Source organism: Pseudoalteromonas agarivorans (assembly GCF_024518735.1).
In the GTDB taxonomy this organism is placed as follows: Bacteria; Pseudomonadota; Gammaproteobacteria; order Enterobacterales; family Alteromonadaceae; genus Pseudoalteromonas; species Pseudoalteromonas atlantica.
In genome coordinates this window covers 42,038-67,991 of the sequence record NZ_JANIGJ010000007.1, presented here as the reverse complement: position 1 = coordinate 67,991, position 25,954 = coordinate 42,038, and the positions used below count along the sequence as shown (strand labels likewise).

At 40.9% G+C, this 25,954-nt stretch carries 21 protein-coding genes; 10 read left to right on the top strand and 11 right to left on the bottom strand.

What is annotated here, in order from left to right:
• Positions 1–43 precede the first annotated feature (43 nt).
• The 3 genes from pstB to NQT65_RS13375 are packed head-to-tail and all read right to left on the bottom strand — an operon-like array spanning position 44 to position 4,797.
• A complete protein-coding gene (pstB, locus tag NQT65_RS13385) occupies positions 44–871 on the bottom strand; it encodes a phosphate ABC transporter ATP-binding protein PstB (RefSeq protein ID WP_004587622.1) in 828 nt (275 codons plus the stop codon).
• Between the two features lie 26 nt (positions 872–897).
• Entirely contained in the window at positions 898–2,547 is a 1,650-nt protein-coding gene (gene pstA / locus NQT65_RS13380) for a phosphate ABC transporter permease PstA (protein WP_004587623.1), read from the bottom strand.
• Between the two features lie 15 nt (positions 2,548–2,562).
• Positions 2,563–4,797: an ABC transporter permease subunit gene (locus tag NQT65_RS13375; protein ID WP_138685570.1), complete on the bottom strand. Its 2,235-nt coding sequence runs from the start codon at positions 4,795–4,797 to the stop codon at positions 2,563–2,565.
• Positions 4,798–5,455: 658 nt separating this feature from the next.
• Here NQT65_RS13375 and NQT65_RS13370 point away from each other — a divergent pair.
• The 3 genes from NQT65_RS13370 (at position 5,456) to ppx (ending at position 9,707) form a co-directional block, all read left to right on the top strand.
• A complete protein-coding gene (locus NQT65_RS13370; RefSeq protein ID WP_004587625.1) occupies positions 5,456–5,962 on the top strand; it encodes a glycine cleavage system transcriptional repressor in 507 nt (168 codons plus the stop codon).
• Between the two features lie 177 nt (positions 5,963–6,139).
• Complete coding sequence (gene ppk1 / locus NQT65_RS13365) at positions 6,140–8,227, top strand: polyphosphate kinase 1 (RefSeq protein WP_004587626.1); 2,088 nt, start codon at positions 6,140–6,142, stop codon at positions 8,225–8,227.
• The gene (ppx, locus tag NQT65_RS13360) at positions 8,220–9,707 is read left to right on the top strand and encodes an exopolyphosphatase (RefSeq protein ID WP_126008341.1); all 1,488 of its coding nucleotides are present in this window, start codon (positions 8,220–8,222) and stop codon (positions 9,705–9,707) included. Before ppk1 ends, ppx begins: the two co-directional genes overlap by 8 nt.
• 210 nt (positions 9,708–9,917) lie before the next feature.
• Here ppx and NQT65_RS13355 read toward each other — a convergent pair whose 3' ends face one another.
• The 7 genes from NQT65_RS13355 to NQT65_RS13325 form a co-directional block, all read right to left on the bottom strand.
• Positions 9,918–10,373 carry a hypothetical protein gene (locus NQT65_RS13355; protein ID WP_004587628.1) on the bottom strand — a complete coding sequence of 152 codons (456 nt, stop codon included), beginning with the start codon at positions 10,371–10,373 and terminating at the stop codon, positions 9,918–9,920.
• Between the two features lie 293 nt (positions 10,374–10,666).
• Complete coding sequence (locus tag NQT65_RS13350; RefSeq protein ID WP_256851371.1) at positions 10,667–13,789, bottom strand: efflux RND transporter permease subunit; 3,123 nt, start codon at positions 13,787–13,789, stop codon at positions 10,667–10,669.
• The gene (locus NQT65_RS13345) at positions 13,786–15,321 is read right to left on the bottom strand and encodes an efflux RND transporter periplasmic adaptor subunit (protein ID WP_154945213.1); all 1,536 of its coding nucleotides are present in this window, start codon (positions 15,319–15,321) and stop codon (positions 13,786–13,788) included. Before NQT65_RS13345 ends, NQT65_RS13350 begins: the two co-directional genes overlap by 4 nt.
• 4 nt (positions 15,322–15,325) lie before the next feature.
• Positions 15,326–16,648 (bottom strand): TolC family protein, encoded by a 1,323-nt coding sequence (locus tag NQT65_RS13340; RefSeq protein WP_256846226.1) that lies wholly within the window; start codon positions 16,646–16,648, stop codon positions 15,326–15,328.
• A 262-nt stretch (positions 16,649–16,910) separates the two neighbouring features.
• Positions 16,911–17,276 (bottom strand): hypothetical protein, encoded by a 366-nt coding sequence (locus NQT65_RS13335; RefSeq protein WP_256851370.1) that lies wholly within the window; start codon positions 17,274–17,276, stop codon positions 16,911–16,913.
• Between the two features lie 63 nt (positions 17,277–17,339).
• Complete coding sequence (locus NQT65_RS13330) at positions 17,340–17,948, bottom strand: paraquat-inducible protein A (protein WP_256851369.1); 609 nt, start codon at positions 17,946–17,948, stop codon at positions 17,340–17,342.
• A 2-nt stretch (positions 17,949–17,950) separates the two neighbouring features.
• The gene (locus tag NQT65_RS13325) at positions 17,951–19,216 is read right to left on the bottom strand and encodes an EAL and HDOD domain-containing protein (RefSeq protein WP_256851368.1); all 1,266 of its coding nucleotides are present in this window, start codon (positions 19,214–19,216) and stop codon (positions 17,951–17,953) included.
• A gap of 144 nt (positions 19,217–19,360) precedes the next feature.
• On the opposite strand from NQT65_RS13325, the gene NQT65_RS13320 reads away from it, so the two are divergent.
• From NQT65_RS13320 to NQT65_RS13310, 3 genes are all read left to right on the top strand, one after another.
• Positions 19,361–20,119, top strand: a complete 759-nt coding sequence (locus NQT65_RS13320; protein WP_256851367.1) for a substrate-binding periplasmic protein — start codon at positions 19,361–19,363, stop codon at positions 20,117–20,119.
• Between the two features lie 69 nt (positions 20,120–20,188).
• Positions 20,189–20,755, top strand: a complete 567-nt coding sequence (locus tag NQT65_RS13315) for a PhnA domain-containing protein (protein ID WP_055252603.1) — start codon at positions 20,189–20,191, stop codon at positions 20,753–20,755.
• A 117-nt stretch (positions 20,756–20,872) separates the two neighbouring features.
• A complete protein-coding gene (locus NQT65_RS13310) occupies positions 20,873–21,688 on the top strand; it encodes an META domain-containing protein (protein ID WP_256851366.1) in 816 nt (271 codons plus the stop codon).
• A gap of 43 nt (positions 21,689–21,731) precedes the next feature.
• On the opposite strand, the gene NQT65_RS13305 is transcribed toward NQT65_RS13310, so the two are convergent.
• On the bottom strand, positions 21,732–22,571 hold the full coding sequence (locus NQT65_RS13305; RefSeq protein ID WP_256851365.1) for a 23S rRNA (adenine(2030)-N(6))-methyltransferase RlmJ: 840 nt from the start codon (positions 22,569–22,571) through the stop codon (positions 21,732–21,734).
• Between the two features lie 238 nt (positions 22,572–22,809).
• Here NQT65_RS13305 and zapB point away from each other — a divergent pair, with 238 nt between their 5' ends.
• The 4 genes from zapB (at position 22,810) to NQT65_RS13285 (ending at position 25,942) form a co-directional block, all read left to right on the top strand.
• Positions 22,810–23,040, top strand: a complete 231-nt coding sequence (gene zapB, locus NQT65_RS13300) for a cell division protein ZapB (protein WP_024031454.1) — start codon at positions 22,810–22,812, stop codon at positions 23,038–23,040.
• Positions 23,040–23,342: a cell division protein ZapA gene (locus NQT65_RS13295; RefSeq protein WP_004587640.1), complete on the top strand. Its 303-nt coding sequence runs from the start codon at positions 23,040–23,042 to the stop codon at positions 23,340–23,342. Before zapB ends, NQT65_RS13295 begins: the two co-directional genes overlap by 1 nt.
• Positions 23,343–23,404: 62 nt before the next feature.
• A complete protein-coding gene (locus tag NQT65_RS13290) occupies positions 23,405–24,427 on the top strand; it encodes an MBL fold metallo-hydrolase (protein ID WP_256851364.1) in 1,023 nt (340 codons plus the stop codon).
• 36 nt (positions 24,428–24,463) lie between these two features.
• A complete protein-coding gene (locus NQT65_RS13285) occupies positions 24,464–25,942 on the top strand; it encodes a LysM peptidoglycan-binding domain-containing protein (protein ID WP_256851363.1) in 1,479 nt (492 codons plus the stop codon).
• The last annotated feature ends 12 nt before the right edge of the window (positions 25,943–25,954 follow it).

Here is a 25,954-nt window from a genome sequence, read left to right as displayed (position 1 = left end):
TTACCTTCTCTTAAATTCGTTTACAACACTAAAACGTATACGACTAGCCGTAACGGCCTGTAATGTAGTCTTCCGTTTTCTTTTTGCTTGGCGTTGTAAATAAGGTATTTGTGTCCGAGTATTCAATCAACTCGCCCATGTACATAAAGGCCGTTTGATCAGATACACGCGCTGCTTGTTGCATGTTATGTGTCACAATAACAACGGTAAATTTGTTCTTTAAATCGTTAATTAGCTCTTCAATAACCAAAGTAGAAATTGGGTCAAGTGCCGATGTTGGTTCATCAAGTAATAGTACTTCAGGTTCAATCGCAATTGAACGGGCAATAACTAAACGCTGTTGCTGACCACCCGATAGACCAAATGCGCTATCGTGTAATCTGTCTTTTACTTCATCCCATAAGGCTGCACCGCGAAGTGATTGTTCTACCACTTCATCTAGCTTACGCTTTTCTTTAATACCTTGTAAGCGTAGGCCATAAACCACATTTTCATAAATTGATTTAGGAAATGGGTTAGGACGCTGAAACACCATACCCACGTTACGACGAAGCGCGGCTACATCTACACTTTTATCGTAAATATTTTGGCCATGAAGCAATATTTCACCTTCAATACGACACACATCAACTAAATCGTTCATGCGGTTAATACAACGCAATAGCGTTGATTTACCACAACCCGACGGACCGATAAACGCTGTAACTTGGCCTTTCGGGATATTCATATTTACTTTGCTAAGCGCTTGCTTTTCACCATAGTAAAGATCAAGGTCCTTAATCTCTAACGCTTTTTGGTCATCAGTTAAGTTTTCTAAGTCTAACTTCAAGCTTTTGTTAGCTTGGTTTACTTGTGGAGCGACTGTAATCATGTTTGTTACCTATAATTCTTTACTAATTAGTGTTCAAGCGATCTGAATTTTTCACGTAAATGGTTACGTATGCCTATCGCTGTTATGTTGAGGGTAATAATCACCGACACTAATAAGAAGGCCGTTGCGTATACCAGCGGGCGTGCCGCTTCAACATTCGGGCTTTGAAAGCCCACATCATAAATATGAAAGCCTAAGTGCATGAACTTTCTATCTAAGTGAAAATAAGGGAAGTTGCCATCAAGTGGTAACGTAGGGGCCATTTTTACAACACCTACGAGCATTAACGGCGCAACTTCACCGGCCGCTCGAGCAACTGCAAGTATTAAACCTGTCATAATTGCTGGGCTTGCCATAGGAATAATAATACGCCATAAGGTTTCAACTTTGGTTGCACCAAGCGCTAATGAACCATCACGCACTGTACTAGGAATACGCGATAAACCTTCCTCGGTTGATACAATAACAACCGGTAATGTAAGAATAGCTAATGTAAGCGCGGACCACATAACACCCGGCGTACCAAATACTGGCGTAGGCGCAGCTTCTGGGTAAAACAGTTGGTCAAGGCTACCACCTAACATGTAAACAAAAAAGCCTAAGCCAAATACACCGTAAACAATAGACGGTACACCGGCAAGGTTAATTACCGCAATACGAATCATCTTAGTTACTGCATTTTTAGCTGCGTATTCATGTAAGTAAATTGCAGCTACAACACCAAATGGGGTCACAATAACGGCCATCAGCATTACCATAAATACTGTACCGAATATAGCAGGGAATACGCCGCCTTCGGTGTTTGCTTCACGTGGGTCGTCTGATACAAACTTACCCAGTTGTACAAAGTAATGACCTAATTTTGAGAAAAAGCCCATGTCGTTAGGCAACCAAACATCAAGCACTTGATACAGTGGAATGGTGACTACTTCACCACGCATGTCCTTAACTAAAACTTGGTCACGCTTGGCTTTTTTACGCAGTGCAAATAACTCTTTTTCAAGTACGGCATATTCGTTACGTAACTCGGCACGTGCTTGAGCAAGCTCAGCAACACGCTCATCGGTTAGTTCGTCATCAAGTAGGTACGCTTTTTCTTGTAAGCGAAGACGCTCTAATTCGTAGTTGATATGACCAATGTCGCCATTTTGTAAATCAAGCGCTTCATCGTTTAAATCAACCGCACGCTCTACTAGCTCATGTAAGGTTTCGATTTTATCGCCAGTAACCGGCTTTCCATCTTTAATTACACCTTCTATGTAGCCATAAAAGTTACCGTTTTTACTGCGCTCAAATACAGCAAGCGTAGCCGGTGTACTTTGCTCAGTAATATCGGTTTCTAATATCCAACGAAAATCTAAATCTACATATTCGCGGTTACCTGTTTTTATAAGTAAACGCTCAACTTCGTCTTTATTAAAATCTGATACATCAATACCTGTTGCAGCTAAACGCGCTGTAGGCACAAGTTCTCGGTCGTAAACTTCACCAATTATGGTTTGTTTTGAAATAGACCCTTCTAGCTCAAATTGAACTACCTCTGATGGCCAGAAAAAGCTTAATCCCTTCCAAGCTATCATTGCTAATAAACCGAGAACTGAAATTAAGCTGATACTTACCGCACCACCTGTCATCCAAATCCAAGGAGAACCAGACTTAAACCACTGCTTTACCATGTCGTGTCTCTCCACTTACATTGAGCTGTATTTTTCACGCAGTTGCTGACGAACAAACTCAGCCACTGTGTTGAAAATAAAGGTGAATATGAATAGTACAAATGCTGCTAAGAATAATATTCTATAGTGCGAGCTGCCTACTTCTGATTCAGGCATTTCTACTGCAATGTTTGCTGCAAGCGTACGCATACCTTGGAAAATACTCCAATCCATAATTGGCGTATTACCTGTTGCCATTAATACAATCATGGTTTCGCCTACCGCACGGCCAAGTCCCATCATCACGGCAGAGAAAATACCTGGGCTTGCTGTAAGTAGTACAACACGTACGAGCGTTTGCCACTGCGTAGCACCAAGTGCTAGTGAGCCATTTGATAAGTGTTTAGGAACACTAAATACGGCATCTTCTGCAATCGAGAATATAGTAGGAATAACGGCAAAGCCCATCGCAATACCCACCACTAATGAATTACGTTGGTCAAACGTCATACCCAGCTCGTTGGTTAGGTATTGACGTACATTTCCGTCAAACATCCAAAGCTCTACTGTTTCGCTCATCGCGAACGAGAACCAACCAATTAATAGAACAACCGGAATAAGTAAAATAGAGTGCGACCCTTCAGGGATTTTATGGCGAATACTCGCTGGTAACTTAGTCCAACCGAGTGCTGTTGCTAGCACACCTAACGGTAATAAAATCAGTAAGCCGACAATAGCAGGTAGGTGCTCTTCTATAAGTGGCGCTAACCACAGGCCTGCTAAAAAGCCTAATATTACAGTCGGGAGGGCTTCCATAATTTCTACCGTTGGCTTTACCACTTTACGCAGCTCGCTCGACATAAAGTAAGCGGTGTAAATAGCGGCAGAAAGCGCAATGGGTACTGCAAATAGCATGGCGTAAAGCGCTGCTTTTAACGTACCAAATGAAATAGGAACCAAAGAAAATTTAGACTCAAAGTCATCACTTGCCGATGTAGATTGCCAAATATAACCAGGCTCAGGGTAACCTTCGTACCACACTTCTTGCCAAAGTGCAGACCAGGTAACCTCTGGGTGCTCATTATGAATTTCTAATACGGTTAGTTGGTTATCGGCTAAAATAAGGGCGGCATTTGAGCGCGGAGCTATAGCAAAGTTTTTAATCTCGCCATCACTTACTTTACCTTGCCAAAGTTTTGCCTCACTTGTGGTGTAATACACACCTAACTCACCGTTACTGCTCGTAGTGAAGAAAGTTCGACGATAAAACTCGGTAAAAATGTTCAGCTTGCTTTGTTTAGTTGTTTCAAACGAGCGAATTTTTTGATACTCACGGCCGCTGTCTGTATTTACTTCAAACCACTGCGATACTTCACCGTTATCGTTTGCAAGCATGAGTGAGTTAGCACCAGCAAGTAGCTGCGCAGACACTAAGTTAGCACTTTCTTCGTTAGCCGAAAGCAGCTGAATTTGCTCTACTTCGCTTGGGTAGCGTGTATCGTAAACATAAATTTGATTTGCCGAACGTACAAATGTGCGGGTGGTGTCTGGCGACATTAAAAGCTCATCAACACGGCCTTCAATATTAAGCTCAGTGCGCTCAACTACCCATTCTACTTCACCGGTAAACATGTTTTCTTCAGCAACAAAGCTGCTAAATAAAACGCGTTTGTCTTCGGTTAAAGCAACCACGGCTGTTTTATCTTCGTAATGACTAAATGCAAAACGCTTAATGGCAGCACCTTGCTCGTCAACTTCTAATGCCATTTTGCCAAGTGGGTAATCTAAACGTGGCGTTAGCTTTCTTTCGTTGTTAGGAAAAGTAACTAAAAACTTAGGTGCTACCAGCACCACTGAGCCATTTTCTAAACCAAACGCATAATGCCCCTGAAACGGCGCACTGTTTGCAAAGCTTGATGCATCACTAGGTAGCTCGGCGCTTAATGTTTTAAGCTTTTTACCAAAGCTGCCATCTTGCACACTATAAAAATCTACCTCTCCTTGCTGAGAGAGTAAAAAAGCAACCTCAGTTTGCTCCTCAACACCTAAGCCCACAATTTGTTCAGCATTAGCAACGTTAAAACTGTTACGTTTTTCTACTTTTGCTGATTCAAAAATTGGTTGTACTACATAAAGAAGGTAAAAGAATATTAATAACAATGCTATTAATACCATTACTCCGCCTGCGGAAATACCCCACTTTGCAAACCGGTCTTTAAATAGACGGCTTCGATCCGTATTTAAAGTCGGCTTATTCGGATTGGAAGTCATCAAAACACCCTTTAATTCTGTCGTTGCGCAAATTATATTTCATCAAGATGACAGTAATGTTACAGATGTAATAAATACCCGCCTAAATGCTTTAAAATCAGTCCTTTTTTCTATTAACAGCGCTTGCTAAATTGTTACTCACTGATATGCCACAACATAAATCGATACAAAAAAAGGGGAAATATTTAATATAAACGCCCTAAATTAGTGCTTATTTAGCTATTTAATAACGCGTTTTATTGCCCTGCTGGAGATGACTAAATTTATGCTTTTATGGCGCATCAGTTGTTAACACTTTTATGGTTAAATAAAGTACATAGCGCTCAAAGCATTAAAAAAATAAATGTTATGGTTCATAAATGACACTTATTATCAAAAATGCTATAAAATTGTTAATAAATTCAGAGTGTATTTATGTTCTTGAAGGAACTAATTTGTGCTTTTATTGGACAAACAATTTAACGCAGACAATACTAAATCTATGTATAACGAAACCAGACCGCAGCGCTAAAGTTAAAAAAACTCAACGATAAAGACACAAATAAGTAATAATAAACAATTAGTTTTTATGCGTTTATATTACCCACTACAATGATAGAAACGTTATAAACACTTAATGCCTACGCATTTACATTTTCAGGCTTAGAGAGAGCTATTTATGAAGCAGTTGGTAATCACCATTTTAGGGCAAGACCGGCCCGGATTAGTAGAAAGTATTTCATCGGTTATCTTGCAAAACAAGGGTAACTGGCTGAGCAGTAATTTAAGCCACTTACTAGGCCACTTTGCCGGTATTATTCAGGTAGAAGTAGCGCAAGAGCACTTTGAAGCATTGCAAAACGAATTAAATGCCTTACCTAAACTCGACGTGCGGATTGAGACTGGCAACACAGAAGTAGAGCCAAGTAGCAAAGAACAAATAAATTTTGTCATTACTGGCAATGACCGCCCGGGCATTGTGCAGGAGCTGGCAAGTGTAATACGCCACAAAGGCGCTAGCATTACTCACTTAAACTCAAGGCAACAAAGTGCGCCAAATTGGGGAGTGCCTATTTTTAGTGCCGTAGCGACTGTCACCTTACCCAGTGGTATGAATAAAGAAGAAGTTATTGATGCACTTGAATCGATTACCAGTGATTTAATTGTAGATATTGAAGAGGCATAGCCCAAACGCCGTTGACATAAAAATGACATGGTAGTCATTTTTATGTCATCTAACTGGCGTATGTTTGAGTAAAAAGGGCTGATTATTACTACTTTTATCGCTTTTTACATTTAAACCTCATAAGCGCACGCACAGCCCCAAATTAAATTTGAAACATATCCTGATAACGGAATAGATATGAATGCCCATATAGAACCCCCTCAAACAACTGAATATTTTGCAAAAGAATTAAGCTGGCTGTCATTCAACGAGCGTGTACTACAAGAGGCTAAAGATAAAAACAATCCGATTATTGAGCGCATGCGCTTTTTGGGCATTTTCTCTAATAATTTAGATGAATTTTTTAGAGTACGCGTTGCTGATGTAAAGCGCCGAATTTTATTAAATAAACTCCCCGATGCTAATTTTGAAGAAGACGAAATACTGCTTAGTGAGATACAAAAAAAAGTACTGCAGTTAGGTAAAAAATTTAACCACATACATCAGCAGGTATTAACCGACTTAAACCATCATAACATTCATGTTAGTCGCCCTGATGAGCTCAGTGAGTTTCATTTAAACTGGTTAAAAAATTACTTTCATGATCACGTTCTGCAACATACCTCTCCTATTTTGCTAAACGAGAACAAAGATTTCTCTACCTATATAAACGACACCATGACCTACTTATTTGTAGAAATGAGTGATGAAAAAAGTTATTACGCAATGCTTGAGGTACCCACCGACAGGGTTGATCGCTTTATAAACCTGCCTCCAGAAAAAACCCGCCGCCATAAAACCATTGTAATGCTTGATGATGTCATCACTTACTTTTTAAACGATGTATTTAGTAGCTTTTTTTCTTATAAAAGCATTGCCGGTTATGCAATAAAATTAACTCGCGATGCAGAGTACAACCTAGACGACGAGCTAGAGGCTGGCTTACTTGATAAAATGTCCAAAGGGTTAAAACAACGTATTTATGCTGAGCCGGTAAGATTGGTTTACGATCAAGCCATGCCTGAAAACATGCTAAAAGTGATGAAAAAACGCCTCGGTGTCACGCATCATGATGCGTTAATTCCTGGGGGGCGTTATCGTAATTTTAGAGACTTTATATCGTTTCCTAATGTAGGGCGCCAATATTTAGAAAACAAACCTCTCCCAGCATTGCAAAGTAGTGCGTTTAATAAACATGCCAGTGTATTTGACGCTATTAGCGAGCAAGATATTTTACTGTATTATCCCTATCATACTTTTAATCATGTGCTTGAATATGTGCGCCAAGCGGCCTTCGACCCTAAGGTTACACAAATAAAGGTTAATATTTATCGTGTAGCGAGCAAATCTAGGCTAATTTCATCGTTAATTAATGCCGCTCAAAACGGTAAATTAGTGACCGTTATGGTTGAGCTAAAAGCACGTTTTGACGAGCAAAATAATATTGAATGGGCAAAGGTACTAAGCAGTGCAGGTATTAAAGTAATTTTTGGTATACCCGCGCTAAAAGTGCACAGCAAATTATGTGTGGTGCACCGTAAAGAAAAAGGCCAAATAGTAAAATATGCTCATATTGGTACAGGCAATTTCCATGAAAAAACAGCCAAAATTTACACTGACTTTAGCCTATTTACTCGCCACACTGGTATTTGTGAAGAAAGCGACAGCGTATTTAGATTTATAGAAAGCAGTTATAAACCGTTCAAATTTGACTACTTAATGCTTTCGCCAATTAACGCCCGTGAAACGCTGCTTAATTTAATCAATAACGAAATTGACCATGTTAAAAACAACAAACCAGGCAAAATAACAGTAAAAATAAATAACCTCGTCGATAAAGAGCTGGTAGACAGGCTTTACCTAGCTGGTCAAATTGGCGTTAAAATTAGAATTATTGTACGTGGCATGTGCTCGCTCATCCCTGGCGTGCCTAAACTTAGCGATAATATTAAGGTAATTAGTATTGTTGATCGCTTTTTAGAGCATCCTCGCGTAATGGTATTTGGTAACAATGGCGATGAAAAAGTATTTATATCTTCTGCTGATTGGATGACACGTAACCTAGATCATCGTGTTGAAGTAGGTGTTCCTATTTTGGATGTTAAGTTAAAACGCCTTATAGTTGATATATTAGAGCTACAATTTAAAGACCGTACCAAAGCACGCATTATTGATAGCGAGCAAAAAAACGCTTATGTAAGAAGGGGTAACCGTAAAAAAATTCGCTCTCAGATAGCAATTTACGATTATCTAAAAAAATGGGAACACACTTATTATAATGAATGATCACCCTTCAATAGCCGCAGTTGATTTAGGCTCCAACAGCTTTCATTTAGTGGTTGCCCGAGAAGTAAACGGCACTTTGCAAATTTTGCACAAAGAAAAACAGCGCGTTTATTTAGCCGATGGGCTAGATGATAAATTTCGCTTAAGCCAAGCTGCAATAGACCGCGCCCTCGTGGTACTAAAGCAATTTGCTAAAACCTTACATGAGTTCCCCGCAAGTAATGTAAAGGTAGCTGCCACTTACACTTTTAGGCGCGCTAAAAATATTAACGCCTTTTTAGCCCAAGCTAGCGCTGTGTTTCCTTTTCATATTGATGTAATTGCAGGTCAAGAAGAAGCGCGCCTTATTTATCAGGGCGTTGCGCATTATGTTCATAATGAAGAAAACCGCTTAGTGATCGATATTGGTGGTGGCAGTACCGAGCTTATAATAGGTAAACATTTCAAGCATAAGCTTTTATCTAGCCGTAATATGGGCTGCGTTAGCTTTACAAAGCAGTTTTTTAGCGATGGAAAAATAACGGCCAAACGCTTTAACAAAGCGCAAATAAGAGCCGAGCAAGAGCTTGAAGCCATTTTTTCTAATTATGTAAGCGAAAATTGGCAATCGGTAATTGGCACGTCGGGCACTATAAAGTCAATATTAGCGATGATAAGCGCCACAAATCCGCAGCAACCTAACATTACTTACGACGATTTACTCGCGTTAAAACAGCAATTTATTAGTGCTAAACATATTGATAACTTAGCTATTGCAGGGCTTACACCCGAGCGCCAACAAAGTATATGTGGTGGTTTAGCAATTTTAATTGCGATATTTACAGAGTTTGCCATTAAAGAGCTGACCTACAGCGATTTTTCGTTGCGCGAAGGGTTGCTGCACGAAATGCAGCAAAAGCTGGCCGATAAAGATATTCGCTCAAACACCATTAATAATTTAAGTGAGCGCTACACCGCTGATAAAGCGCATGCAGCGCGTGTTGCTGATACGGCTATTTGGCTCTATAAACAGTTAAAAAATGTATGGCATTTAGATAATAACGACGATATTGCTTTGTTAACGTGGGCAGCAAAATTACACGAGATTGGTTTATCAATTAACTCATCGGGGATTAACAAACACAGCGCTTATATAGTGGCGAATAGTCAATTACCCGGTTTTACGCAGCAAGAGCAACTTATTTTAAGCTCACTTATACGCTTTTATCGTAAAAAAATTAAACTGACTGAGCTGCCAGAGTTTTTAACTATTTCTCAAAAGCATGTGCTTAAACTGATTGTTATTTTACGCTTAGCCATTTTATTTAATCAAAAGCGCCAAGTGAGCTTAAAGCCGGATATGGAAATAAGCGCAAGCAACTTAGGGTTATTTATTAAGTTTAGTAACAGCTATTTGCAAGAGCATACATTGCTACAAGCAGACCTAGAGCAAGAGCAGCTCTATCTTAAAAAAGCAGGGATTCAGTTTGAGTGCGTTTAATTTTATAAGGCTATTAAAAGCCTGTGACATAGTTTGTTCTAAAGTAAAGTAACTGCGACCCGCGCTTTTTAAAGTGAGCTTGCTGCTTTACTTACGCCCCATGTAAAGCACACATAATAAAGCGCCCTTGGGGTAAACCCAAGGGCGTTTAAAGCTTTACCTATAAAGGTATTCACCTATAAAGGTAACAACCGAGTTATTTTATCAGGTTTACATATCCATATGGCGGTTTGAGCTTTGCATCATTTGCTTAACGCCTTGCTTTTCAAGCTCTAAAATTTGCTCGAGCTTTTCTTTACCGTTTTCTGTCTCAGCGCGCTCTAATAAGTACTCGTAAAGTTCGATTACTTTTTTGTGCTGCTCAGAGAGGTAGTTTTGAATCACCTTTTCATCAAATTCTTGGTCTTTGCTAATATCGTTGAACGTAATTAACTCGGGGTTGTCTGCAAAGTATTCGTAGCTGTAAGTATCTAAGGTGTTGATCTCTGTAATTGCTTTAAAGCCAACTAAGTCTTCAGCTAACTTTTTTTCATAATCTAAATAATAGTCCACTAGCATCGCGTTACGTTCATCAAGTAACTCCTTAACGCTGTAAAAATTTGCCGCCATTTGTGTGTGAAATAGAACGGTCCAATCGTACACTTCTTTAATTGTTTTAACTTGCATGTGCATTCCTTACTAAGTTGACTGTATAAGGTATAGGTTGCGTAAACCGTGCCAACATAAACTCAATTAAAAACAATGCACTAAAAATAAAAAAATAGGAGCTAGGCGGGTTATTTGGTACAAGTTACAAAATACGGGTAATTTTTATAGGGCAACGAAACGGGTATTGCCCACCTTGTGTTATTAGAGCGTGCTGAATTAGGGGCAGCTATCAAGCTCACAAGGGTACAAACCGTGCGCCGCGATTTAACCGCCCCTTCATTCAGCAAGTTTTAACTCACAAAGAACAACACCTATTGACTAATATGCTGCTTTTTCCACAGTAAATACACCGCAGGTATAACCAATAACGTAAGTATAATTGCGCTTAGCATCCCGCCTACCATCGGCGCAGCTATTCTACTCATTACTTCGCTACCGGTGCCGGTGCCGTATAAAACGGGTAATAAGCCAGCAATAATGGTAGCTACCGTCATCATTACGGGGCGCACTCTTAGCCCTGCACCTTGCATAATAGCGTGTTGTAGCGCTTGTAAGTTAAATGCAGTTCCAGTTTGCTCGCACTGCTGGCGCTGCTCTGTATAAGCTTGGTTTAAATATACAAGCATTATGACGCCTATTTCTACCGCAACACCGGCCAATGCAATAAACCCTACACCCACTGCCACCGAAAAGTTAAACGCTTCAAAGTACATTAGCCAAATACCGCCTACCATAGCCAAAGGAAGGGTGGCAATAATAATAAGTACTTCGCTTAGGCATTTAAAATTAAGGTATAGCAGTATTACAATAATTGCGAGTGTCAGCGGGATCACATAAGTAAGCTTTGCTTTTGCGCGTTGCATGTATTCGTACTGCCCTGCCCAAGTAATTGAATAACCAGCGGGTAATTGTAGGTTATCACCAAGTACTTGCTGAGCTTGTGCTACATAGCTGCCAATATCACTGCCTTTAATATCAATTAAGCTCCACCCATTTAAACGCGCATTTTCGCTTTTAATGCCGGTAGGGCCATCTTCAATAAATACTTTAGCAACATCACCAAGTGCAATATGTTGGCCTGACGGTGTAATAATAGGTAATAATTTTAAATCTTCAGGCGAAGCACGAAAGCTCTGCGGGTAGCGTAAATTTACCGGGTAACGCTGTTGCCCTTCAATTGTTTCAGTCACGTTTGAGCCGCCAATTGCAGTAGCTACAACCTGTTGTATGTCGGCTATATTTAGATTATACCGTGCTGCTTTTTCGCGGTTTATATCCACTTTAATATAACGCCCTGTGGCTACACGCTCTGAATACACTGAGGCTGTGCCGGGCACATCTTTTAACAATTGCTCAATTTGCTGCCCAATATTTTGAATTTCTAACAAGCTTGGGCCCGCAATTTTAATACCTACGGGCGTTTTAATACCGGTGGCAAGCATATCAATTCGCGTTTTTATTGGCATAACCCACGCATTTGTAAGGCCCGGTAATGCAACTAAGCTTTCCAACTCGGCTTTAATTTTTTGCTTCGTCATGCCCTCTCGCCACTGTGATTTGGGCTTAAATTGAATAAAGGTTTCAATCATTGTCAGCGGTGCGGGGTCGGTTGCGGTATCGGCGCGCCCTATTTTACCAAATACAGTTTTTACTTCAGGCACAGAGGCTATGAGCTTGTCTGTTTGCTGTAAAATTTTTCGTGCTTCACCAATAGAGAGCCCTGGGTAAGTTGTTGGCATATACATTAAGTCGCCTTCATCTAGCAAAGGAATAAACTCACTGCCTATTTTGTTTACCGGATAAAAGCCTATAACCGTCACTATAAATGCAATAAATAACGTACTTTTTGGAAATTTAAGTACGGTGGCTAACAGCGGTTTATACCCTGCAACCAAGGCTCTATTAACAGGGTTTTTATGCTCAGAAATGACCTTACCCCGAATAAAGTAGCCCATTAACACCGGCACTAAGGTTATAGCTAAGCCGGCAGAGGCTGCCATTGCATACGTTTTGGTATAAGCAAGCGGGGCAAACATGCGCCCTTCTTGCGCCTCTAAAATAAATACAGGCATAAAACTTACAGTAATAATGAGCAAGCTAAAGAATAATGCAGGGCCTACCTCGGTGGCCGATTTAGTCACTATTTGCCAGCGGTTTTGCTTGGTCAGTGGCGTTTTTTCCATGTGTTTATGCATGTTTTCTATCATTACGATAGCACCATCTGTCATAGCGCCAATAGCAATAGCAATCCCGCCTAACGACATAATATTAGCGTTTACGCCTTGCCAATACATCACAATAAAAGCCATTAATATACCCATAGGCAAGGTAATAATAGCCACCAGCGATGAACGCACATGAAATAAAAATACCACGCACACCAAGGCTACAATAATGAGCTCTTCAAACAATTTACTACTTAGGTTATCAACCGCGCTTTTTATTAACGTGGAGCGGTCGTAAACCGGAATTATTTCAACCCCTTCGGGTAACCCTTGTTTTAAAGACTCAAGTTTTGCTTTTACCCGAGAAATCGTTTCTTGGGCGTTTTCGCCATAACGCATCACCACAATGCCACCCGCAACCTCGCCTTCGCCATTTAGCTCTGCAATGCCTCGTCGCATTTGAGGACCTAAGCGCACATCCGCTACATCTCGTAATTGTAATGCACTTCCTTGGGCGTTAATTCCTAATGGAATGACTTCTAAGTCGGCGACACTTTTAATATAACCGGTACTGGTTACCATGTATTCGGCTTCAGCCATTTCGATTACTGAGGCGCCGGTTTCTTGATTACCTTGGCTAATTGCAGTTTGTATCAAACTAAGAGGAAGGCCATAAGCACGTAACTTAACGGGGTCTACAACCACTTGGTACTGCTTTATCATGCCACCTACAGCAGCGACCTCAGATACACCTTCAACGCTTTGCAGTTCAAATTTTAAAAACCAATCTTGCAAGCTACGAAGCTGGCTTATATTGAGCTGATTTGTTTTATCGACTAATGCATATAAATAAACCCACCCCACTCCTGTGGCATCGGGCCCAAGTTGTGCCTTTGCACTTGCCGGTAAGCGGCTTTCTACCTGACTTAAATACTCTTGTACGCGGCTACGGGCCCAGTAAATATCGGTATTTTCATCAAAAATAATATACACATACGAGTCGCCAAAAAATGAAAAACCACGCACCGTTTTAGCGCCAGGCACAGACAGCATTGCCGTGGTGAGCGGGAAGGTAACTTGGTCTTGCACTACTTGGGGCGCTTGGCCTGGGTAGCTGGTTTTAACAATTACCTGTACGTCCGATAAATCCGGAAGCGCATCAACGGGTGTCTGTTTTACACTGTAAATACCCGCGCCAAATACAATAATACTCAGTAACAAGACGAGAAAACGATTAACAACCGACCAGCGAATAACAGCAGCTATCATAATGACTCCCCATGCATTGAATGATGAGCTGCGCCTTCGTCAGTAGGGTGCTCAGCAATTTTGCTTATTACAAATTCGCCCTCAATAATGCTAAATGTAAAATGAACCTGCTGATCAGGTGAAAGCGCACTAATATCAAGCTCTTTAGCAAGTATAAAGTCCATAGTAGCAGGGCCTCTGTTCCATTTAGCAATAGCCTCTCTGCTAATATTAATAACCCGCTGCGCTGCGTTTATATTATTTATGGTTCCCATTACTGTAGCTGTTTGAACCGCTTCAGCCTTGTCCATTTCCATGTTAGGCATGTCGCTCATGGCATGAGTGCTCGGTGCACTCATACGCTTAAAGTCCGAGTCTTTACTCGATTCAGAGTCTATTAAAAACTGCGCAGCAGTCACAACACGGTCTTCTTTCGTAATGCCCGATAAAATAGCCACCTCATGTTGGCTAATTTGCCCTACTTTTACCGCCACCGATTTAAAACGCCCATCGCCTAGGGCAAGTACTACTCGGTTTTGTGCACCTGTACGAATAAGCGCTTGCTTAGGTATAACTAATTGCGGTGAGTCACTGTGTGTGTGAATACTTACTTGGGCAAACATATCAGGCTTAAGTAGCCCTGCGGTATTTTCAAAACGCAGCCTTACACGTAAAGTACGATTTTGAGCATTTAGCGCTGGGTAAATGTAATCTACTACGCCCTGCCACTGCTTACCTTGAATGTAATCAAGGGTCATTGTAACGGGTAGCCCTTTGCTCACTAAAGCTGCTTGGCGCTCAAATACTTCTGCCTCTACCCATACTTGATCTAATTTAGCGATGCTCATCATTGAGGTGCCGGGCTTAACATAAAAACCTTCACGTATATTAAGCTCATCAAGCACGCCACTTTGACGCGCGTAAAATGTAATGTTTTGCATCACTTTTTTATTTTTTTCTAAGCGCTCAATAAAGCCATCAGACACATTTAGCGACTCTAAACGCGCTTTAGCAGCCCGGATCAATACGCTGTTTTTTCTATTTACTGCGAGTAAAAATTCTTCTTGTGCGTTCACAAGTTGAGGAGAGTAAAGTGTGTAAAGTGGCTCACCAGCACTAACGGGCTCCCCTTGCGCTTTTACAAATAGGGTTTCTATCCACCCTTCTACGCGGGGGTGAATATGAGTTAACTGATCTTGATTGTATTGCACATAACCGATTGTTTGAATATCACTTTGCAGTGTTTTCAGTTGCACTTTACTGGTTTTAACGCCTAAGTTATTAACCACTTCAGGTGATATTTTTATAGTACCTGGGCTGTCGTTTTCAGCGTTTGCATATACAGGCACCAGCTCCATCCCCATTGGCGATAGCCCTGGTTCATCGCGCCTATAGTTACTGTCCATTGGCGCAACCCAATACAGCGGCTTCGCTTTTTTATTATCAGCGGTTGTGGCTAAGTGCTCAGTGTCATCAATCAACCAACGATTAGCAATAAACATTAACGTGGCACCAATAAGCAGCGCTACAAGGTATTTTAAGTTAGTTTTCATTGTTTTATCCTTGTAGCTCAGCCATTACTAGCGAGTCTAAACTGGCTGCGTAATAATTTAAGCGAGCAATAATTATGTGTTTGTCTATTTGAATATTAAGGGCATCTATTTTGGCGTTTAGCTCACTAATACGCGCGCGCATAACATCAGAAAAGTCGCCATCGTCACGGGTATACGCGTTTAAAGTAGCCTGAGCTTGCTGCGACATTTGCGGTAATAACGTGTTTTGATAAAGCGTATTGCGCTGCTCAATTCGCTCAAGTTGACTAACCTCTTTAAAGTACTGTCCTTTTAAGCTTTGTAGCGCCACGCGTTTGTCGGTTTTTATGGCCTCTGCATTAGCAATAGCCGCATTAACTTGCTGATCTTGCCTGTTGTCGGTAAATAAAGGTAAATCAATACTCACCCCCACCGAAAGCAAATCAGCACGCGATTCACCAGCTTGGTTATCAGCGCGGTAGCCATAACCCATATTTACGCCAAGTTGTGGCTTATAACTTTGTTTAGCAAGGCTCACTTGTGTACGTTTAGCGGCTATACGTTGATCTATAGCCACCATAGAGGGATGCGCCATAAGTAACTTAATGAGTTCATCAAAGTCTAAGCTATTAAATTGGGTAAGCGGGGCTGGCGCTGTAAAAGTTAGGCTTAATGGTTGGCGTAATATGCTCTGTGGTAACCACTGGGCTAACCCTTGTTTAGCGGCATCTAGCTGCTGCGCTAATACAATCAGTTTATCTTCAAGGCGTGTGAGCTCCAATTGTGAGCGAATAATATCTTGCTGACGGGTTTTACCTAAACTACTGGAGTAACTGGCTTCGGTAACTTCAATTAACTGACTAAACAATGCTTTATCTTGTTCAATTAACGCAATACTTTGCTGTGCTCTGTAGGCATTTAACCACAGCTCCATTACCCTAGCTTTTACTTGCGCCTTTCGCTGCGCCCTAAGCCACGGCTGCTCAAGTGCCTCTTCTTTTATTGCTTGTTGGCTAAGTGCCAGGCTATTACCACGGCTAAAGCTTTGGCTTATACCCAGTTTTAACTGCGTCATGTTTTCTTGATCAAACGCAAAGCCATCTACGGGTACGCTTTGCAAACCTATGCTTAATACGGGATCTGGTAGTGTTCCTGCAGCAATACTTTGCGCTGTGGCGGCGGCTTGCTTTTGCTCACTGGCGCTCAGCCACGGCTCGTTATTGAGCGCTAGGTTTATGGCATCCGTTAAATTAAGGGTTGATGCTTTTGCTATAGCATCACTATTAAATACAGCACCAAATAAGGTGGCGCTCAGTAATACAGCTTTAAAAATTACAGTGCGGGTCATTGCCTGCTCCATCTAAAATTAAAAATAAAATCTTAAATTAACAAGCAGAACAGGCGCTTTAAGCGAATATAGCTAAATTTCACTTATACCAATGGTGTTAAATTAGTCGTTATGTATAGCGACAGTTAAATAGAGTGATAACAAGGCATAAATATCGGCATGTAGTTGTTCTACATGAGAGGTTTATAACGCTGTTAACGCTTTATTTGGCACGCTAAATGACTAAATAATCAAGTCGATTGGTATCACACCTATCCTGCGTTTAAGCAAACATAGGAGGGCGATATAAGGTATTGCTAGGTGGGGAGGAAATACCGCTATTAAGCTGGGTAACTTTTTCACTCGATAACGAAAAAGCAGTAAATAAGGCCGGGGACGTTAAAATAGAGCTGCTTCCACAGCCATTTATTGGGCAATGACAATCATTTTGAACATCTGCTTCATCACTGCAGCAATCCATTTCCATCATACCTGTATGCAATTTACTCTCGCTCATTACATGTGTGACATGCTTTGCTGATAGGCTCATATGTGGCATTTCGCACTGCTGATTTACAGACGCAACGGCTTGCCCCACAAACGTGAGTAGCATCACAACAACGAGTAAATTTGAGTAAAAACGCTGCAAAACAAAGCCTATTAAGTAAATTACCCAGTAATAATATTTGAGTTATTGAGCTAACTCAAATAATTAATTTTCTTTTTTAGGTGGTGTAATTAAGCTACTCGCTAAAATAGCAAAAATACAATAAGCACTAAAATACCAAAATCCCTCACCAAAAGTGCTATGCATAATTAGTAAATCGCTACTTTGGCCATGAGCATTGCCTGCCAAATAAGTCACTATTAACGCAATAACAAACACATCCACCATGCTCCACTTGCTCAGTGCGCAAATAACCACACCTAACTTATTTTTAAATCTGCTGGCCGACAAGCAGCAATACAGTAATTGCAGCAGTAATTTTAAGCTTGGGATCACAATAGAGAACAACCCAACTAACGCCGCTACAAATAAATTATTATTATTAGCTAGTTCGTTTACGGTTCCCCAAATGCTTTGTGTTTTGCTATACGCGTTTATTTCACCCTCTAATTTATCAAGTCCCAACATACTAGAGAACATCATTAACATACTACGGGTACGGCCATCGCCTTCCTCAGCCAGCATTTCTATGCCTGCTTTGGCGAGTTGCGATTTATCAATGTTGCCCTCAATCGATAATACAGGTTTGGTAACACCAGGAAATAACAGCCCTAATGCAACCGCAATACTTAAAATAGATAACCAATTACGCATATTTATTCTGCAATAGCCTCAATAATTTCGTCACTATACAACAGTGCATCAAGAACATAATTAAAAATATGGCCTATATGCAAATCACTGTTTATTGCCGGCATTAACACCGCTATTTTATCCATTTCATCTAGTTCAAACGCCCTAATAAGCGCAAGGCTTTGCCCTAAAATGCCATCATTGTTTAATAATGCCTGAGCAATACTTTCATCTAGCGAAAATTCTTTAACAATCGCTTCAAGGTCTGTATCTAAAATTGCATCCATCACAGAAAACAACCCAACCAAGTAGCCCTGACCAACCAGTTCTGCGTGGTTTTGCCCTAGCAATAGCGCAATAAACTGCGCTCTGGTTAAGGCAAGTTTTGTGAGTTCTGAGGGCTTATCGGCGCCTAATTCGCTCAGCGCCAACACGCGTACCAGTTGCCTTATGCTGTCCTCTCCTAAATACACAACCGCTTGCGAAATAGAAGTAATGGTTAATTTAGTACTGCCCGAGCGGGCATTCGCTAATTTCAATACTCGCGCTGTAATTGCCACATCTCTGGCTACTTGTTTTTGTATTTCATCAAAGCATAAAGATTCTTTTGCCGTAAAGCGCAGTAAATCAAACACAATAACCTTACCCGGCTCCACATCTTTGTAAGTGATCATCTCTGGGCGGGCAAAAAAGTAACCCTGAAATAAATCGCAACCCGCTTGTTTTAACGAGTGAAATTGCGCATGCGTTTCTATGCGCTCAACAATAATTTTTGCATGCGGATTAGCGCGTTTAATTTTTTTTATGCGCATATTGGTTTTAATTATTACATCGTCCATTTCAATTTTAATGTAATCTACATGCGCAAGTAATGGCGCCCATTTATCGTCGCCATCGTAATCATCTAAGGCAAACTTGTATCCCTCTTGCTTGAGCGCTTTCACGCGCTGAGTTACCTCAGCTATTTTGTTCGTACGCTCAACGATTTCTAACACACAATTTTGTGGCACTAACAATTTAGGAAAATTTTCTAAAATAGTGGCTGAAGAAAGGTTAATAAACGCCAAATGATGCGCTGTAAGTTTGTCTGGCCCTAGCATCATCAGCGTATTAAAAAACAAACGGCTGGTTGCTTGCTCATCAGATGTCCCCACAGGAAATGCGTTATGGGCTGAATCGCGATAAAGCAGCTCATAAGCAAACACATTCTGCTGCGCATCAAAAATAGGTTGCCTTGCAACAAACTGTGTTATCTTTTGCCCGTTCTGTAAAATATTTGTGGGATTCACTTAATAAAACCTATCTAATTTGACGTTGTTTATTACAATTAGGTTATACACTGTAATTCAACTGCTATGAAGATTCTAGAATCATTGCAAGCGGAGTAAAATTACATAACGCTCAAGGTTAAAAGTTTAGCAAAGGTTACGTATTTGTTTTTTTTAAAGTTGTTTTTACCCTTATTTATTTTGCATCTTGCTACGTTTGCTCATGCCCAGCAAAACCAGCCAGAACTAAATTACAATGTCAGTGCGTCAGGTAGTCACTACCCTTTTTACACCGGCAACCCAGAAAAACCCGGCATTTTGCCAGAAATAATCACCGCTTTAATGGCGCAAGCAAATATTACCGCCAACCACGTTGAGCTTCCCACTAAGCGAATTACCAAATATTTAGAAAACGGCTTTATTGATTTTGATGTAATTTCTTTAAAATGGTTAGCGCAAAGCGAGCGAGATAACCCTTACTATATTTTTTCAGAGCCGCTGATCCCCGCAACCGAAATGATTGTTGCACTGCCTGATAACGTCGCACAGTATCAAACTAAGCAAAGTTTATACTCTAAAGAGGTTGGTACAGTACTTGGCTACTACTACCATGATGATGCAAAATTTAACCGCGTCGATTTCCCCTCTGAAAAAGAGCTAATGATTGCATTATCTAAAGCGCGTATTGACGTTGCTATTATGGGTATTCATACCGCAGCGTATTGGTCTAAACAATTAAATATTAATGCTAAGTTTGGCGCCCAGCATTCGCATGGTTATTTAAGAGTGCGTTTACTTGCTAAGCACAAAGCGTTACTGCCTAAAATTAACCAAGCCCTTACCCACTTACATAGCAGTGGTTACATAAAACGCATAGAAGATAAATACATTAACCCAATACCCGCACAAAATTTAAGGGATTAGTATCGCCGCCTACCTTTGCTAGGGTATAATACGGCCAAATGTAAACCTCTTCCTATATAAGAACGCCTTATGAGTATTGAAAAAGCCTTAATCGAGCGCAGTAATAACCAGTGTGAATTATGCAGCGCAACCGAACACTTATCTGTTTACGAAGTGCCTCCTGTTACCGAAACCCATTCAGACAAATGCATTTACACCTGCCAAACCTGTAAAGATCAAATAGAAAACAACAGCGAGCTTACCCCAACACATTGGCACTGTTTAAACGACAGTATGTGGAGCCAAACACCTGCCGTACAAGTAGTGGCTTACAGAATGCTAACGCGCTTAGCTGTTGATAATGGCTGGGCACAAGATGCGCTAGATATGATTTACCTAGAAGAAGACACCCTTACTTGGGCCAAAAAAGCCCTTGCTGAAGATGACGATATAAAACACGTAGACAGTAACGGCGTAGTGCTACAAGCTGGCGATACGGTTACTTTAATTAAAGACTTAGACGTTAAAGGTAGTAGCTTGACCGCCAAACGCGGCACAGCAGTACGCAATATAGGCTTAACAAATAACCCTGAACATATTGAAGGGCGAGTAGACGGCCAACGTATTGTTATTTTAACAAAGTTTGTAAAAAAATAGCGTTAAAGCATTGTATTAAGGCGCATTAGCGCCTTTTTTTGTGCCTTAAAAAATTAAGCCATGATTAAGCTCCTCCCCCCTACACTTACCAGCAATATAGGAATAAGGAGCGCAAGCATGGCAAAGCAGCAATTTAGGTTTCAAAAACGTACATTTACTGGCTTAGGTTTATTAGCCCTAAGTGCACTCACATTAGCGGGCTGTGAAAAACCAGCTAACGAATCACAATCCACAGTACAAGAAAAAAGCGTTATGGGTTTAACCACGCAAGTGAGCTATAAAGATCGCAGTATGCCACGCCCTGGCTCACAACTAATTGTAACGCTATCTGATGTGTCAAAAGCAGATGTAAAAGCCGAAATAATTACTCAACAAGTAATTGATATAAATAAAGCGCCGCCGTATACCGTGGAGCTAGCTTATGATGACAACAACATTGTTGATAAACACCGCTATAACCTCACCGCTAGAATCATTAATAAAGACAAGGTTCTTTATACCAGCACAATGCAGTACGACCCTTTTAAAAATGCAAACTCGGGGATTCTTCACGAAATTGAGCTTGAAAAAGTCGCCTCACCTAAAAGCGATGTTACCCTTACAAATACATACTGGAAAGCCATTACAATTAATGCGCAAACAGTCAGTGTAAGAACAAAAGAGCCATTTATACAATTTGATAAAGATAACCGCGTTAACGGCTTTTTAGGGTGTAATAACGTCAGTGGTAGCTATAGCACAGAGCAACATTCAATTTCGTTTAGCCAATTGGCAAGTACAAAAAAAATGTGCTCACAAAGCATGGAGCAAGAAGCGGCTATGTTAAACATGCTCAATAACACGCAAAAGTGGGCTATAGAAGGCGAGTCTTTAGAATTAAAAGATAGCAGTGGCAACACGCTTGCCACCTTTAATGCGGTTTATTTTAATTAAATAAAAGCCCTGTTGGGCTTTTACTTTACATAATGGCAGGCAGTTATTCGTCGACTAACTGCTCGCTTCTATAAAACCCGCTAGGCTCACTTAAAAGCTCAACTAATTCAGGTAATATGCTCTCCATAGTTTGTTTTAATTTCCACGGTGGGTTAATAACAATCATGCCTGATGCCGTCATACCGTGTACGTCAGTATCCGCTTGCGTGCCTAACTCAAATAATTGAATATTACGCATTCCCGAATCAATCAGCCCTTGCTCCATTGTATTGATTCGCTCTCTATCAACAACGGGGTACCAAATCATATATGTGCCGGTTGCAAAGCGCTGGTGCGCCTTAACTAAAGTGCTTACTACAGTATCGTAATCGTCTTTTATCTCATAAGGTGGGTCAATAAGCACACATGCACGGCGTGAAGCTGGCGGAAGCAACCCTATTAATCCGGCAAAACCGTTTTCGCCACGTACGCGAATAGAGCGCTTACCTTGCATGTTTTGCTCAAGTAACTGCAAATCGCGTGGGTGTAATTCAAAAAACCAGCCTTTGTCTTGACGACGTAAGTAATGCTCAGCAATTTTTGGCGAACCGGGGTAAAACGCCAGTTCGTCCCCATCATTAAACGATTTAATTAATGCAATATAATCGTTTAGCGCCTCGTGCTCACTGCTATGTTGCCAAAGCTTAGCAATGCCCTCTTTGTATTCTTGTGTTTTTTGGGCATCAGATGAACTTAACTCAAAAAATCCCGCACCTGAGTGGGTATCAATATAATCGAGAGGTTTATCTTTAATGGTTTGATATTGAAGTACCTGTGCAAGTACTAAATGTTTAAGCACATCGGCAGGGTTACCTGCATGAAAAGAGTGTCTGTAACTAAGCATTGTTAATTTTCGCTATACGCAATTTAATATCGGCAGTGAACCATAAGCTCTGTATTTTGGCAACCTATACACCGCTTTGCGAGCAGTTAAGTGAACCATTTATGAACAAAAAAGCCGCTACCCTGAATTATCACTTAATAAACAATAAAATTGTGCTAAAACCACCGTAAATGCTGGCAAAACAACACACTTTGCTTTACATTTGCATGACATTAATTACAGTTATATGAGCGCCTTTATGAACAACACAACTCTTCAACAACTCGAACAACTGATTGACTCGCTTATCGAGCGCAACAACCAATTACAAACAGATGTTGCTAGCTTAAAAGAGCAAAATGCAAAACTAAGTGACGAAAACGAAATTTTACAACTAGAAGCCCTTGAAAACGAAGAAAAGCAAAAAGATGCCAGCTCTACGTTAACAGGCTTACTTGATAAACTACAAAGCGCACAACAGGCAAGCTAATGTCTGAGCTGCAAAACCAGCGGGTCACAGTTGAGTTGCTAGGTAAAGAGCAGCAGTTTGCATGCCCGGTTGGGCAAGAAGATGCATTAATAGCAGCAGCACAAAATTTAAATGACTTGGTTGAGCAAACAAAGCAACGCTCATCAGTTCGCAACGAACAACAGGCGATACTTTTAGCAGCACTTACACTTAGCCATGAGTTGCTAGAAGCTAAAACGCATGCCAGTGTAGAGCAACAGCAACAAGATCAACTCATTGATAAACTCAGCCAATGCTTGGCGAGTGACCCAATAAAAAAATAAAAAGCGCCCCGTGCGCTTTTTGTTTATTATGAGGGTAAATAAATGCCGCGCAGAGAAACACAATGACATTAAAACCCCTTTTAGTAACTGTAATCCCCGCCCTTTTTATTACCCTTAGCCTATTTTCTCACTCTAGTAAGGCAGCGGTTACTTGGCAGCAAATAAACGAAAATGTACAATTTTTAAAACAACAAGATAAGCTACGTTTTTACGATTCCAACCAAGTGCTCATAGAGGGCGAGCAATGCGCACTCATGGTAGATGCAAGCGGAAACTTTGCAGCCGTTGAAGCACTGGCAAAACAGTTAAAAAAACACCTTAAAACCCCGCTCTGTTATTTAGTTGCGACCCACTTTCATGACGACCATTTACTCGGCATGGCCGTATTACAAAACGCTTTCCCAAAAGCGCAGCTAATAGTACATAAACAGGTAGCCGATAATTTTGCCACATACCAGAAGGCTTACGATGATAAGTTAGCAGGCTATGAAAAAAGTATAGAGCTGAGCTATCAGCGCTTAGCCACATTGCCCGAGCAACAGCAAACACAGTGGCGCGAAAAGCTCTCTTTAGCTAAACAACGTTTTTTACGTTGGAAAAACTATCACTTAAAATCACCTAGCACCGTAATCAGCGAGCAACAAAGTATTGATTTAGGTAACTTTGCGGTACAAATAACGCCCGAAAAAGCCCACACAAACGGCGATTTAACACTTAGCACCAATAATAGCACGCTGCTAATAGGCGGCGATATTGTTGACTGGCTCCCCTACCCAGGCCACGGCCAGTTACAAAATTGGCAAGCCTTGCTCAAACGCTATATTAGTCAGCCTAATTTGCGTACAATACTTCCCGGCCACGGCGGGGCGCTTGAAAAAGCGCAACTTAAGCAGCCTTTATTGTTTTTAACAAATTTAATAACCCATGTGAAAAACAATAAAAAACAAACGCTTGAGCAACTTACTGAGAGTTTCCCTGCGGATGTTTTAGCACCATATAAACAAGAAGCGCTCAATACAAAATCGAGCCAGTTATTTTTACAGGCTGGGCTTAAGCGCGCCCAGTTAATTGAGCACGCGCAGTAGTGTTATAAAATAAAGGATTGTAGATAAGAGATGAAGATGCGTGGATTGCTTGTAAGTTGTGTAATTATTTTTTTGTATGGCTGTAACAGCACACAAACACAACCCGAAACAGACGCACCACAAATTTTTACTCACTTTGAGCCAAGCTACGAAAACCAAATAGAGCTTGAGCCTGTAAAGCCAAAACAATTACAGCAAGCCAATACTGCGCCGCCGGTAAAGGCAAAAAAAACAATTGTAAAAAAGCGCCCCGCCAAAGCTAAAAACCTATGGGTGCATATTGCCAACAACCTACATTTTACGGTGTATCAAAATCGCGCCTTAAAAAAGCGTATTAACTGGTATTTAAAACAACCTAACTATTTACCCACTGTAAATAAACGCGCCGCGCCTTATTTGTATCATATCGTAAAAAAAATTGAGCAAAAGCGCCTGCCTATGGAGCTGGCTTTACTGCCCTTTGTAGAAAGTGATTTTAGACCCACCATTGCCTCATCGCAGCAAGCGGTAGGCGTTTGGCAATTAGTGGCCGCCACAGCGCATCATTTTGGGATTAAATCCGATCAGTGGTATGACGGCCGACAAGATGTACTTGCCTCCACCGATGCCGCACTTGAATACCTCAGCTATTTACACAAACGCTTTGATGGCGACTGGCTACACGCCCTAGCGGCTTATAATAGTGGTGAGGGGCGTGTTAAACGAGCCATTGAGCGAAATAAAAAACGCGGTAAAAGTACCGATTACTTTTCTCTAAAGCTGCCAAAAGAAACGGCCGACTACGTACCTAAACTGTTAGCGCTAAGCTACTTAGTTAAACACCCGCAAAAAGGCTTTAAGCGTCCTAAGCTGGCTAATAAACCAATAACAACGCAAATGAATGTTGGCCAACAGTTTGATTTTTCGGTCATCGCTAAGCTCTCTGGGGTTGGCTCAAAACAGTTGCACGCGCTTAACCAGGGCTATTTAAAAAATCAAAGCTCACCTAATGGTCCCCACTCATTGCTTTTACCTATCGGCCAAGAGGCACTGTTAAAAAGTCAGTTTTTTAAGTCTAATTTTGCAGGCGAATACATTGTTAAAAAAAATGATACGCTATACAGTATTGCAAGACGCTTCAGCATGTCGGTAAGCGCGTTAAAGCAGCTCAATGGCAAACAAAATAATATGATAGGCATAGGTGAAAAACTGCTGGTTGGACAGCCTAAAACGCTCCCAAAATCGCTCACTATAGATTATCAAATTAGTCCTTATTTAGAGCCACAAGAAGTCGTGATCCCCACTCTTGAAATAGACTATGAAGTAAAACAAGGCGATAGCTTGTGGAGCATTAGTCAGCTTTACGAAGTGCCGCACAGTGATTTAGCAAAATGGAACAACTTAAGTGCCTCAAGCATTTTAAAGCCTGGCACGCAATTAACGCTATTTATTCCCCAGGCAGAAAAACCCAAACAGCCGCAGCAAAAACAAGATTTACTGCAAGATCTACAAAAATCACTTATTCAACCACGCTGAGTTTATAAAGCT

Bases quoted from the DNA above. Each gene is read 5' to 3' on its own strand.
- pstB (WP_004587622.1), bottom strand. From the start codon at position 871: ATGATTACAGTCGCTCCACAAGTAAACCAAGCTAACAAAAGCTTGAAG.
- pstA (WP_004587623.1), bottom strand. From the start codon at position 2,547: ATGGTAAAGCAGTGGTTTAAGTCTGGTTCTCCTTGGATTTGGATGACA.
- NQT65_RS13375 (WP_138685570.1), bottom strand. From the start codon at position 4,797: ATGACTTCCAATCCGAATAAGCCGACTTTAAATACGGATCGAAGCCGT.
- NQT65_RS13370 (WP_004587625.1), top strand. From the start codon at position 5,456: ATGAAGCAGTTGGTAATCACCATTTTAGGGCAAGACCGGCCCGGATTA.
- ppk1 (WP_004587626.1), top strand. From the start codon at position 6,140: ATGAATGCCCATATAGAACCCCCTCAAACAACTGAATATTTTGCAAAA.
- ppx (WP_126008341.1), top strand. From the start codon at position 8,220: ATGAATGATCACCCTTCAATAGCCGCAGTTGATTTAGGCTCCAACAGC.
- NQT65_RS13355 (WP_004587628.1), bottom strand. From the start codon at position 10,373: ATGCAAGTTAAAACAATTAAAGAAGTGTACGATTGGACCGTTCTATTT.
- NQT65_RS13350 (WP_256851371.1), bottom strand. From the start codon at position 13,789: ATGATAGCTGCTGTTATTCGCTGGTCGGTTGTTAATCGTTTTCTCGTC.
- NQT65_RS13345 (WP_154945213.1), bottom strand. From the start codon at position 15,321: ATGAAAACTAACTTAAAATACCTTGTAGCGCTGCTTATTGGTGCCACG.
- NQT65_RS13340 (WP_256846226.1), bottom strand. From the start codon at position 16,648: ATGACCCGCACTGTAATTTTTAAAGCTGTATTACTGAGCGCCACCTTA.
- NQT65_RS13330 (WP_256851369.1), bottom strand. From the start codon at position 17,948: ATGCGTAATTGGTTATCTATTTTAAGTATTGCGGTTGCATTAGGGCTG.
- NQT65_RS13315 (WP_055252603.1), top strand. From the start codon at position 20,189: ATGAGTATTGAAAAAGCCTTAATCGAGCGCAGTAATAACCAGTGTGAA.
- NQT65_RS13310 (WP_256851366.1), top strand. From the start codon at position 20,873: ATGGCAAAGCAGCAATTTAGGTTTCAAAAACGTACATTTACTGGCTTA.
- NQT65_RS13305 (WP_256851365.1), bottom strand. From the start codon at position 22,571: ATGCTTAGTTACAGACACTCTTTTCATGCAGGTAACCCTGCCGATGTG.
- zapB (WP_024031454.1), top strand. From the start codon at position 22,810: ATGAACAACACAACTCTTCAACAACTCGAACAACTGATTGACTCGCTT.
- NQT65_RS13295 (WP_004587640.1), top strand. From the start codon at position 23,040: ATGTCTGAGCTGCAAAACCAGCGGGTCACAGTTGAGTTGCTAGGTAAA.
- NQT65_RS13290 (WP_256851364.1), top strand. From the start codon at position 23,405: ATGACATTAAAACCCCTTTTAGTAACTGTAATCCCCGCCCTTTTTATT.
- NQT65_RS13285 (WP_256851363.1), top strand. From the start codon at position 24,464: ATGCGTGGATTGCTTGTAAGTTGTGTAATTATTTTTTTGTATGGCTGT.